The organism is Variovorax sp. 20P10.2.4, assembly GCF_058244205.1.
Genome location: NZ_JBZAYE010000169.1, coordinates 1 through 12,812, shown reverse-complemented (window position 1 = coordinate 12,812; position 12,812 = coordinate 1). Strand labels below are relative to the sequence as shown.

3 protein-coding genes and 2 pseudogenes are annotated in these 12,812 nt (G+C 65.5%); all 5 read right to left on the bottom strand.

All coding sequences use genetic code 11. The features are described from left to right. The coding region (locus AC27VN_RS17550; protein ID WP_490877339.1) for a hypothetical protein at positions 1 to 488 on the bottom strand (488 nt) is incomplete at its 3' end. A 29-nt stretch (positions 489 to 517) separates the two neighbouring features. After that, positions 518 to 1,648 carry a DUF2827 domain-containing protein gene (locus AC27VN_RS17545; protein WP_490877338.1) on the bottom strand — a complete coding sequence of 377 codons (1,131 nt, stop codon included), beginning with the start codon at positions 1,646 to 1,648 and terminating at the stop codon, positions 518 to 520. Then, positions 1,645 to 2,790: a DUF2827 domain-containing protein gene (locus tag AC27VN_RS17540; RefSeq protein ID WP_490877337.1), complete on the bottom strand. Its 1,146-nt coding sequence runs from the start codon at positions 2,788 to 2,790 to the stop codon at positions 1,645 to 1,647. The genes AC27VN_RS17545 and AC27VN_RS17540 overlap by 4 nt, the downstream gene beginning before the upstream one ends. Positions 2,791 to 2,873: 83 nt before the next feature. Beyond that, positions 2,874 to 3,032, bottom strand: a pseudogene (locus tag AC27VN_RS17535) (YadA-like family protein); the annotation flags it as partial. A 75-nt stretch (positions 3,033 to 3,107) separates the two neighbouring features. Continuing rightward, positions 3,108 to 12,155 (bottom strand): annotated as a pseudogene (locus AC27VN_RS17530) (hypothetical protein); the annotation flags it as partial. Positions 12,156 to 12,812: the final 657 nt, after the last annotated feature.

The following is a 12,812-nucleotide window of genomic DNA, read 5'->3' as shown; positions in this document are numbered from 1 at the left end:
ACCGACGAGGTCGGTTCCTTGTCGTCGGTGTAGACCGTGTAGACCGGCAGCAGCTTGGTCGCGCGGTAGTTCGGCAGCTCCTGCTGGGCGATGCTCGCGCAGGTGAAGGGCGCCACCGAGATGCGCTCGGCCGCCACGGTGCAGCTGCCGCCGTCGTCGGGGATCGCGGTGATCGAGCCCGCCACGCCGGCATTCGGGAACTCGATGCCGATCAGCGAGAACACCGGGCCGCTGTCGGGGCGCTTGCGGTCCCAGTCGAGCAGCACGTCGTGGCTGCGGCTGCCCTGCACGGTCAGCGACGACAGCCGCGTGATCGCCGGCAGGCAGCGCTTGACGCCCACGCTGGCGGCCGCGCGCGTGAGCGTGTCCTGCGGCGGCGCGGGCGGCGCCTGGGGCACGAGCACGCCCTGCGCGAAGGCGGTGGCCGTCAGGGTGCAGGCCGCGGCGCACAGCAGCAGGCGGCGGATCGGAAGCGAGGTCGGGGTCATGGCCATACGGTTCGTTCGGGAGTTCGCGCTCAGGCGTAAAGCGCCTCGATCGCGGCGGTGTAGATGCGCACGTTCTCCTCGCCTTCGGGGTCCAGCCGCTCGAGCAGCGCCCGCGCGCGCTCGCGGTAGTTGGGCAGGTCGGCGTCGTGCTCGGCGAAGGCGCGCCGCAGCGCCCGGCCGCCGTCCTCGCAGTCGAAGCCCTGGTAGCGGTAGCCGCAGTCGCCGATCAGGTGCGAGTTGTGCACCAGCGGATAGCCGCCGTACAGCGCCTCGTAGTAGAGGTAGTTCTGGCCGTTCTCCCAGTGGTGCGCGAACACGCAGTCGACATTGGGCGGCACCACCTGGTAGACCGGGAAGCGCCCCTCGAACGAGGCCAGCCCATGCTGCACCAGGTCCAGGCTCTGGGCGAAGCCGACGAACAGCGGCTTTTCGCGCAGGTGGAAGCTGTTGTAGACCCACAGGCGCTCGATCAGGTCGGGCTGCGCGCGGTGCGCCGCCTCGCAGCCCAGCATCGGGATGAAGCTGGTCTTCACCATGCAGATGTTGGGCTCGAAGATCGCCACGCGCCAGTGCCTGCGCCCGGGCTCGTAGGCGAAGGGCTTGCCGCCACCGCTGCGCGCCAGGGCGCGCTCGAGCACCATCGGGCTCCACAGGTGCGGCATCAGGCGCACCGGCGTGCGGAAGGCGGCCTCGAAATAGGGTTTGCAGGTGGCCTCGTACTCGGGCAGCGTCCAGACCTCGTTGTAGGGCGCCAGCGTCAGCAGCAGGCCATGCGGCTTGTCGAAGATCATGCGCTCGATGTCGATCACGTAGTCGTTGCCCACGCGCATCGACACGATCTTGCCGCCGCGCTCGCGGAAGGCCACGGCCCAGTCGCGCCCGAGCTGGGCGCTCATCTCGATCATCACGTCGAGTTCCTGCGCGGCGGTTGCCATGTCGATGATCGGCACCGGCGAATCGGCCAGGAAGCCGGCCGCATCGGCCGGCGCGCCGTCGCCGCCGCCGGCCACGAGCACCGTGCTGGCCACGCGCGGCGAGCGCAGCAGCAGCATCACGAGGAACAGGCAGTTCTGGTAGACGCCGTTCTCCCACAGGCTCTGCTCGCCCTTGCGGATGAAGATCGAGACGCCGACGCGCAGCTTGTCGGGCACGGCGTTCATCGCGCGGCACCTCCGGCGCGGAAGTTCGCATCGCCGCCCACCAGCTGCAGCAGCCGCTGCGCATAGCCCTCGACGTTGGCGCTCGCCAGCGGATCGAGCGCGTCGAACACGCGCTGCGAGCGGGCCCTGTAGTCGTCGAGTTGCGCGTCGTGATGGCGTGCCGCGTTCAGCAACTGCTCGACGCCGGCGCCGACTTCGAAGCCCGGGTAGTAATAGCCCGCGTCGCGCAGCCAGGGCGAGTTGTGCACCAACGGGTAGTTGCCGTAGAGCGCGTCGAGGTAGCTGTAGTTCTGGTCGTTCTGCCACTGGTGCGACACCACCGCGTCGGCGTACTGCACCATGAAGCCCGCGAAGTCATGCCGGCCATGGAAGATCGCCTTGTGCTCGCGCACGATGTCGAGCGAGTTCGCCAGGTAGAGCATGGTCGGGTGGTCCTTCATGTGCAGCGTGTTGAGCGCATGCATCCAGTTCACCGCCTTCGGGTCGGCGCGGTAGGCGCCGTCGCAGATCAGCATCGGCAAGGTGCCGGCCTTCACCACCGAGATGTTGGGTTCGAAGATCGCCACCCGGAAGCCCGGCTGCTCGGCCGTGCGCGGCACGTAGCCGAAGCGGAAGCCCGCCGCCTCGACCTCGGCCACGCGCTGCGCGAGGAACTCGGGGGACCAGAGGTAGGGCACCACGTGCACCGGGCAGCGGTTGTACACGCGCATCATCGGCGCGAAGGCCTGGTCCTTGGGCAGCAGCCAGACCTCGTCGCAGCGGTCCGGCCGGCTGAAGTGGCCCTTGTCGGAGAAGAGGATCGGCTCGGCCAGCGACACGAAGGGCTGGCCCACGCAATGGAACACCACGCGCCCGCCGCGGGCCCGGAAATACGACAGCCACGAGACCTCGAGCGCGCCCGCCATCTCGAACACCACGTCGAGCGCATCGGTGAGCTCGCGCGCCCGGCCGATCGCGAGCCCGCGCGCTGCCAGGTCGACCTGCGGCGGCATCGCCGACTGGTCGCCCGCGTCGATCAGCGTGACCGACTCCACGAACGGGATCTGCTGCAGCAGCCGGGCCAGGAACAGCACGTTCTGCCCCATGCCGTTCTCCCAGATGTTCTGGCCGGCGTGGGTGAGGACTGAAATACCGATGCGCATGGGCAGCGAGTGTCCCTCAAAAAAGGAAGGCCCCCGCGCCTGGGGCGCGGGAGCCTTCGAGGGGGCTTTTCTCTCCCTGTGACTTACTTCCACTTCCAGCCGATGCCGGCGTTGATGCCCCACTCCTTGCCCGTGGTCGAGAGGCCCGCGCCCCAGGACATCTTGCCGTCGTCCGACAGGGCCTTGAAGGTCAGCGCCACCGCGCTGTAGCCCTTGTAGCTGCCGAAGCCCACGCCCACGGTCTTCTCGCCGGGGTAGAGCGTCGGCAGGTAGGTGCCCGACATCGCGAACGCCATCGCCGTGCCCGAGTAGGCGACGCGCGCCACGTCGCCGATCTGGTTGCGCACGTCGGTCAACTGCTGCACGTTGACCGCGTCGCCCGGCAGGATGCCCGGTGCCACGTTGCTGATGCGCGTGCCGCCCGCCGCCTGGCCGGCGCCCAGCGTGATCTGGTTGTAGTTGACCGACCCGTCGGGGTTGGTCTCGTACTGCACGCTGCTGGCCTTCGAAGCCGCCGAGGCTGCCTTCAGCTGCGCCACGTTGGTGGCGTCGCTGTCGGCCGAGCCCGCGGCCACGCCGGTGATCTGGCGGAACTGGCCGTTGGCCGCATCGCCGACCGACACCGCGCCCTGCGTGCTGGTGGTGGCCTTGATCGCCGCCTCCTGCGCCGCGGTGGCGCTGCCTGGCACGTAGCCAGCCACGCCCGCGCCCCTGGAGGCCACCGAGCCCGAGCCCAGGGCCACGCCGCCGGTCTGCTGGACCACCGCGTTGAAGCCGACGGCCGTGCCGTTCGAGACGTTCGACGCCGCGCTCCTCGAGGTGCCGCCCGCATCCGCGCCGTCGCCGATCGCCACGCCCTTGCCGCCCGCGCTGGCACCCGCACCGATCGCCTGCGAGCCGGTGGCCAGTGCTCCGGTACCGATCGCGATCGCGTTGGTGCCCGTGGCCTGCGCCCCGAAGCCCACCGCCACCGCGCCGTCGGCCGTCGCCTTCGCGCCGTTGCCCGCGGCGAAGGAGTTCGCGCCGCTGGCCACCGATTGCGGTCCGATCGCCACCGACTCCTGGCCGATGGCCTGCGAGTCGCCTGCCGTCGAGTTGGCGTGGAAGTACTTCGTGCCGTTGTTGTAGATGTTGGTGACGGTGCTGTTGGTGGTGCTCAGCCCCGTCGACAGGCTGCCGATGCCGCTGACCGACCCGCTGATGCTCGTCGACAGGCTGCTGAGGTTGCTGTTCGTCGTGCTCAGCCCGCTCGACAGGCTGCCGAGACCGCTGGTGACGGTGCTCAGGCCGGTCGAGGTCGAGGTCGACAGGCTGGAGACGTTGCTGTTCGTCGTGCTCAGGCCCGACGACAGGCTGCCGATGTTGCTGGTCGCGGTGCTCAGGCCGGTCGAGGTGGAGGTCGACAGGCTGTTGATGCTGCTCGTGGCCGTGCTCAGGCCGGTCGAGGTGGAGGTCGACAGGCTGTTGATGCTGCTGGTCGCCGTGCTCAGCCCGCTCGAGGTGGACGTCGACAGGCTGTTGATGCTGCTCGTCGCCGTGCTCAGGCCGCTCGAGGTGGATGTCGAGAGGCTGTTGATGCTGCTCGTTGCCGTGCTCAAGCCGCTCGAGGTGGACGTCGACAGGCTGCCGATGCTGCTCGTCGCCGTGCTCAGGCCGCTCGACGTGGACGTCGACAGACTGCTCACGGTGCTGTTCGTCGTGCTCAGCCCGATCGACAGGCTGCCGATGCCGCTGCTCACGGTGCTCAGGCCCACCGACAGGCTGCCGATGGAGCTGGTCGCCGTGCTCAGGCCGGTCGAGGTCGAGGTCGAGAGGCTGTCGATGCTGCTCGTGGCGGTGCTGAGGCCGGTCGACGTGGAGGTCGACAAGCTGCCGATCGAACTCGTCGCCGTGCTGAGGCCAGTGGACGTCGACGTCGAGAGGCTGCTGACGCCGCTGGTGGCGGTGCTCAGGCCGGTGGACAGGCTGTCGATGCTGCTGGTGGCGGTGCTGAGGCCGGTCGACGTGGACGTGGACAGGCTGCCGATGCTGCTGGTCGCAGTGCTCAGGCCCGTGGAGGTCGAGGTCGACAAGCTGCCGATGGAGCTCGTTGCCGTGCTCAAGCCAGTCGACGTGGAAGTCGAAAGGCTGCCGATGCTGCTCGTGGCGGTGCTCAGGCCCGTCGAGGTAGACGTGGACAAGCTGCCGATCGAACTCGTCGCCGTGCTGAGGCCGGTAGACGTCGAGGTCGAGAGACTGTCGATGCTGCTCGTGGCGGTGCTCAGACCCGTCGAGGTTGACGTGGACAAGCTACCGATCGAACTCGTCGCCGTGCTGAGGCCGGTAGACGTCGAGGTCGAGAGGCTGCCGATGGAACTCGTCGCAGTGCTCAGACCCGTCGACGTCGACGTGGACAAGCTACCGATCGAACTCGTCGCCGTGCTGAGGCCGGTAGACGTCGAGGTCGAGAGGCTGCCGATAGAACTCGTCGCAGTGCTCAAGCCCGTGGAGGTCGAAGTCGACAGGCTACCGATAGCGCTGGTGGCGGTGCTCAGACCGGTCGAGGTCGAAGTGGACAGGCTGTCGATGGAGCTCGTTGCCGTGCTCAGGCCGGTCGACAGGCTGCCGATGCTGCTTGTGGCGGTACTCAGGCCCGTCGAAGTAGACGTGGACAGGCTACCGATCGAACTCGTCGCCGTGCTGAGGCCGGTAGACGTCGAGGTCGAAAGGCTGCCGATCGAGCTCGTCGCCGTGCTCAAGCCAGTCGACGTGGAGGTCGAAAGGCTGCCTATGCTGCTCGTGGCGGTGCTCAGACCCGTCGACGTCGACGTGGACAAGCTATCGATTGAACTCGTCGCCGTGCTCAAGCCGGTCGACGTGGAAGTCGAGAGGCTGCCGATGCTGCTGGTCGCGGTGCTCAGACCTGTGGAGGTCGAAGTCGACAAGCTGCCGATGGAGCTCGTGGCCGTACTCAAGCCGGTGGACGTCGAGGTCGAAAGGCTGCCAATGCTGCTCGTGGCCGTGCTCAGACCGGTCGAGGTCGATGTGGACAGGCTACCGATCGAGCTCGTTGCCGTGCTCAGGCCAGTGGACGTCGAGGTCGAGAGGCTGCCAATGCTGCTGGTCGCAGTGCTCAGCCCCGTCGACGTCGACGTAGACAAGCTACCGATCGAGCTCGTTGCGGTGCTCAAGCCAGTCGACGTGGAAGTCGAGAGACTGTCGATGCCGCTCGTGGCCGTGCTCAGGCCCGTCGAAGTCGACGTGGACAAGCTGTCTATGGAGCTCGTTGCCGTGCTGAGGCCAGTGGACGTCGAGGTCGACAGGCTGCCAATGCTGCTCGTGGCCGTGCTCAGACCGGTCGAGGTCGAGGTGGACAGGCTACCGATCGAGCTCGTTGCCGTGCTCAGGCCAGTCGACGTCGAAGTCGAGAGGCTGTCGATGCTGCTGGTCGCCGTGCTCAAGCCGGTCGACGTCGATGTGGACAGGCTGCCAATCGAGCTCGTGGCGGTGCTCAGGCCCGTCGAAGTCGAGGTGGACAGGCTGCCGATCGAGCTCGTTGCCGTGCTCAGGCCGGTCGACGTCGAGGTCGACAGGCTGTCAATGCTACTGGTCGCAGTGCTCAGACCGGTAGAGGTCGACGTGGACAGACTACCGATCGAGCTCGTTGCAGTGCTCAGGCCGGTCGAAGTCGATGTCGACAAGCTATCGATGCTGCTGGTCGCCGTGCTCAGACCCGTAGAGGTCGATGTGGACAAGCTGCCGATGGAGCTCGTTGCCGTGCTCAACCCCGTCGACGTAGAGGTTGACAGGCTGCCAATGCTGCTCGTGGCAGTGCTCAGACCGGTCGAGGTCGAGGTGGACAAGCTGTCGATGGAGCTCGTCGCCGTGCTGAGGCCAGTTGACGTCGAAGTGGACAGGCTGCCGATGCTGCTGGTCGCGGTGCTCAGACCCGTAGAGGTCGAGGTCGACAAGCTGCCGATCGAGCTCGTTGCCGTGCTCAAACCGGTCGACGTGGACGTCGACAGGCTATCGATGCTGCTGGTTGCGGTGCTCAGGCCCGTCGAGGTCGACGTGGACAGGCTGCCGATCGAACTCGTTGCTGTGCTCAAACCGGTCGACGTGGACGTCGACAGGCTATCGATGCTGCTCGTCGCGGTGCTCAGACCCGTCGACGTGGAAGTCGACAGGCTGCCGATGGAGCTTGTTGCCGTGCTGAGGCCAGTAGACGTCGAGGTCGAGAGACTGTCGATGCTGCTCGTCGCAGTGCTCAGACCCGTGGAGGTTGAGGTGGACAAGCTACCGATGGAGCTTGTCGCTGTGCTCAAGCCCGTAGAGGTCGAAGTCGACAAACTGTCAATAGAGCTCGTTGCCGTGCTCAGGCCAGTGGACGTCGAGGTCGAAAGGCTGCCAATGCTGCTCGTGGCCGTGCTGAGGCCGGTCGACGTCGAGGTCGACAGGCTGTCGATACTGCTCGTCGCAGTGCTCAGGCCGGTGGATGTCGAGGTCGACAAGCTACCGATGGAGCTCGTTGCCGTGCTCAAGCCAGTCGACGTCGAAGTCGACAGGCTATTGATGCTGCTCGTGGCGGTGCTGAGACCGGTCGAGGTCGACGTGGACAGGCTGTCGATACTGCTGGTCGCGGTGCTCAGCCCCGTCGACGTGGAGGTCGACAGACTGCCGATGCTGCTCGTGGCCGTGCTCAAACCGGTCGATGTCGATGTGGACAGGCTGCCAATCGAGCTCGTTGCCGTGCTCAGACCAGTCGACGTCGAAGTCGAGAGGCTATCGATGCTGCTCGTCGCGGTACTCAGGCCCGTAGAGGTCGAGGTGGACAGGCTGCCGATCGAACTCGTTGCCGTGCTCAGGCCAGTCGACGTCGAAGTCGACAGGCTATCGATGCTGCTCGTCGCGGTGCTCAGACCCGTCGAAGTCGACGTGGACAGGCTGCCGATCGAACTCGTTGCCGTGCTCAAGCCGGTCGACGTCGAGGTCGACAAGCTGTCGATACTGCTGGTCGCGGTGCTCAGACCCGTGGAGGTCGAGGTGGACAGGCTACCGATGGAACTCGTGGCCGTGCTCAAGCCCGTCGAGGTCGACGTCGACAAGCTGCCGATGGAGCTTGTCGCCGTGCTCAACCCGGTCGACGTGGAGGTCGACAGGCTGTCAATAGAGCTCGTTGCCGTGCTCAGGCCAGTCGATGTCGAGGTGGACAAGCTACCGATGCTGCTGGTCGCCGTGCTCAGACCGGTCGACGTGGACGTCGACAGGCTACCGATCGAACTCGTCGCGGTGCTCAACCCCGTGGAGGTCGAGGTCGACAGGCTGTCGATAGAGCTCGTTGCCGTGCTCAGGCCAGTCGACGTGGAGGTCGAGAGGCTGCCGATCGAACTCGTCGCGGTGCTCAAGCCAGTGGAGGTCGAGGTCGACAAGCTACCGATGGAACTCGTGGCCGTGCTCAAACCGGTCGACGTCGAGATAGACAGGCTGTCGATACTGCTCGTAGCGGTGCTCAGACCCGTCGACGTGGAGGTCGACAGGCTGCCGATGGAACTCGTCGCAGTGCTCAGACCGGTCGACGTCGAGGTCGACAGGCTATCGATGCTGCTCGTCGCGGTGCTCAGACCCGTCGAAGTCGACGTGGACAGGCTGCCGATCGAGCTCGTTGCTGTGCTCAAGCCGGTGGACGTCGAGGTCGAAAGACTGCCAATGCTGCTGGTGGCAGTGCTCAAACCCGTGGAGGTCGAGGTCGAGAGGCTGCCGATGCTGCTGGTCGCCGTGCTCAAACCAGTGGAGGTCGAGGTCGACAAGCTACCGATGGAACTCGTGGCCGTGCTCAGGCCAGTCGATGTCGAAGTCGACAGGCTATCGATGCTGCTCGTGGCAGTGCTCAGCCCCGTCGACGTGGAAGTCGACAGGCTGCCGATGCTGCTGGTCGCGGTGCTGAGACCGGTCGAGGTCGATGTCGACAAGCTACCGATCGAACTCGTCGCCGTGCTCAGACCAGTCGATGTCGAAGTCGACAGACTGCCGATGCTGCTGGTCGCCGTGCTCAAGCCGGTCGACGTCGACGTGGACAGGCTGCCAATCGAACTCGTCGCAGTGCTCAGCCCGGTCGACGTCGAGGTCGAAAGGCTGTCGATGCTGCTGGTCGCGGTGCTCAGGCCCGTGGAGGTCGAGGTGGACAAGCTACCGATGGAACTCGTGGCCGTGCTCAAGCCAGTCGATGTCGAAGTCGACAGGCTATCGATGCTGCTCGTGGCGGTGCTCAGACCCGTCGACGTGGAGGTCGACAGGCTGCCGATGCTGCTGGTCGCGGTGCTCAAGCCCGTGGAGGTCGAAGTCGACAAGCTGCCGATGGAGCTCGTGGCCGTGCTCAAACCGGTCGACGTCGAGGTCGAAAGGCTGTCGATGGAACTCGTTGCCGTGCTCAGACCAGTCGAGGTCGATGTGGACAGGCTACCGATCGAGCTGGTTGCCGTGCTGAGGCCAGTCGACGTCGAGGTCGACAAGCTATCGATGCTGCTCGTCGCAGTGCTCAGACCCGTGGAGGTCGACGTGGACAGGCTGCCGATGGAACTCGTTGCCGTGCTGAGGCCAGTCGACGTCGACGTCGAGAGGCTGTCAATGCTGCTCGTAGCAGTGCTCAGACCCGTCGAGGTCGACGTCGAGAGGCTGCCGATGGAGCTCGTTGCCGTGCTGAGGCCGGTCGACGTCGAGGTCGACAGACTGTCGATACTGCTGGTCGCGGTGCTCAGGCCCGTGGAGGTGGAGGTCGACAGGCTACCGATGGAGCTTGTCGCAGTGCTCAGACCGGTCGACGTCGACGTGGACAGGCTACCGATCGAACTCGTTGCCGTGCTCAGGCCAGTCGATGTCGAAGTCGAAAGGCTATCGATGCTGCTCGTCGCGGTGCTCAGACCGGTCGAGGTCGATGTGGACAGGCTGCCAATCGAACTTGTCGCAGTGCTCAGGCCAGTGGACGTCGACGTCGACAGGCTGCCGATACTGCTAGTCGCGGTACTCAGGCCCGTAGATGTCGAGGTGGATAGGCTACTGATGGAACTCGTGGCCGTGCTCAAGCCCGTCGAGGTCGAGGTCGACAAGCTGCCGATCGAACTCGTTGCCGTGCTGAGGCCCGTCGACGTCGAAGTCGAGAGACTGTCGATGCTGCTCGTCGCGGTGCTCAGCCCCGTCGAGGTCGACGTGGATAGGCTGCCGATAGAACTCGTCGCCGTGCTCAAGCCGGTCGACGTAGAAGTCGAGAGACTGCCTATGGAACTCGTCGCAGTGCTCAGACCCGTCGACGCGGACGTCGACAGGCTGCCGATCGAACTCGTTGCCGTGCTAAGTCCAGTCGACGTCGAGGTCGACAAGCTGTCGATGCTGCTCGTCGCGGTGCTCAGGCCCGTGGAAGTCGAGGTGGATAGGCTACCGATGGAACTCGTCGCCGTGCTCAAGCCGGTCGACGTAGAGGTCGACAGGCTGTCGATGCTGCTCGTCGCGGTGCTCAGGCCCGTGGAGGTCGAGGTGGACAGGCTACCGATGGAACTCGTCGCCGTGCTCAGCCCGGTCGATGTCGAGGTCGAAAGGCTGTTGATGGAGCTTGTTGCCGTGCTGAGCCCACTCGACGTAGAAGTCGAGAGACTGCCGATGGAACTCGTCGCAGTGCTCAAGCCGGTCGAAGTCGAGGTAGACAGGCTGCTGATCGAGCTCGTTGCCGTGCTCAAACCGGTGGAGGTCGAGGTCGAGAGGCTATCGATGCTGCTCGTTGCGGTGCTCAGCCCTGTGGAGGTCGAAGTCGACAAGCTGCCGATGGAGCTCGTGGCCGTGCTCAAACCGGTCGATGTCGAGGTCGAGAGGCTGCCGATGCTGCTCGTAGCCGTGCTCAGACCCGTCGAGGTGGAGGTCGACAGGCTGCCGATGCTGCTGGTCGCAGTGCTCAAGCCCGTGGACGTCGACGTCGAGAGGCTACCGATGGAGCTCGTTGCAGTGCTCAAGCCGGTGGAGCTGGAAGTCGACAAGCTCGACACGCTGCTGTTCGTCGTGCTCAGGCCCGACGACAGACTGCCGATGCTGCTGGTCGTGGTGCTCAGTCCGGTCGAGAGGCCATCGATGCGGCTGTTCGCCGTGCTCAGACCTGTGGAGGTCGAGGTCGAAAGGCTTCCGATCGAGCTGGTCGCAGTGCTCAGGCCGGTCGACGTCGAAGTCGAGAGGCTGCCGATGCTGCTGGTCGCCGTGCTCAAGCCGGTCGACGTCGACGTGGACAGGCTGCCGATCGAACTCGTTGCAGTGCTCAGACCGGTCGAGGTGGAGGTCGACAGACTGCCGATCGAACTGGTCGCAGTGCTCAACCCCGTGGAAGTCGACGTCGACAAGCTCGACACGCTGCTGTTCGTCGTGCTCAGCCCCGAAGACAAGCTGCCAATCGAGCTGGTCGCAGTGCTCAGGCCCGTCGAGGTCGAGGTCGACAAGCTGCCGATCGAACTCGTTGCAGTGCTCAGACCGGTCGAGGTGGAGGTCGAGAGGCTGCCGATGGAACTCGTTGCGGTGCTGAGCCCCGTGGACGTCGAGGTCGACAGACTGCCGATCGAACTGGTCGCAGTGCTCAAGCCTGTCGAGGTCGATGTGGATAGGCTGCCGATGCTGCTCGTGGCCGTGCTCAGCCCCGTGGAAGTCGAAGTCGACAGGCTCGACACGCTGCTGTTCGTCGTGCTCAGACCCGACGACAAACTACCGATCGAGCTGGTCGCAGTGCTCAGGCCTGTCGAGGTCGACGTGGACAAGCTACCGATGCTGCTCGTGGCCGTACTCAGACCGGTGGACGTGGAGGTCGACAAGCTGCCGATGGAACTCGTCGCGGTACTCAGACCCGTGGAAGTCGAAGTCGAAAGGCTGCCGATCGAGCTGGTTGCGGTACTCAGACCTGTCGAGGTCGAGGTGGACAAGCTACCGATGCTGCTCGTGGCCGTGCTCAGACCGGTGGACGTGGAGGTCGACAAGCTGCCGATGGAACTCGTCGCGGTACTCAGACCCGTGGAAGTCGAAGTCGAGAGGCTACCGATCGAGCTGGTCGCAGTGCTCAGACCTGTCGAGGTCGACGTGGACAAGCTACCGATGCTGCTCGTGGCCGTGCTCAGGCCCGTGGACGTGGAGGTCGACAGGCTGCCGATGGAGCTCGTCGCGGTACTCAGACCTGTGGAAGTCGAAGTCGAGAGGCTGCCGATTGAGCTGGTCGCAGTGCTCAGGCCCGTCGAAGTCGACGTGGACAAGCTACCGATGCTGCTCGTGGCCGTGCTCAAGCCCGTGGACGTGGAGGTCGACAGGCTGCCGATCGAACTCGTAGCCGTGCTCAGCCCCGTGGAACTGGAAGTCGACAAGCTCGACACGCTGCTGTTGGTCGTGCTCAAGCCCGACGACAGGCTGCCGATGCTACTGGTCGTGGTGCTCAGTCCGGTCGACAGGCCATCGATGCGGCTGTTTGCCGTGCTCAAGCCAGTGGAGGTCGACGTCGACAGGCTACCGATGCTGCTCGTGGCGGTGCTCAAGCCAGTCGAAGTCGAAGTCGAGAGGCTACCGATGGAACTGGTCGCCGTGCTCAACCCCGTCGACGTCGACGTCGACAGGCTCGACACGCTGCTGTTCGTCGTACTCAAACCCGACGACAAGCTGCCGATGCTGCTGGTGGCCGTGCTCAATCCCGTGGAAGTCGAGGTCGAGAGGCTGCCGATCGAGCTGGTGGCGGTGCTCAGCCCCGTCGAGGTGGACGTCGACAGGCTGCCAATAGAGCTCGTCGCCGTGCTCAACCCTGTGGAGGTCGACGTCGACAAACTCGACACGCTGCTGTTCGTCGTGCTCAGCCCCGACGACAAGCTCCCGATGCTGCTGGTCGCGGTGCTCAGGCCCGTCGAGGTCGAGGTCGACAGGCTGCCGATGGAGCTCGTCGCCGTGCTCAACCCCGTCGACGTCGAAGTCGACAAGCTCGAAACGCTGCTGTTCGTCGTGCTCAAGCCCGACGACAGGCTACCGATGCTGCTCGTGGCCGT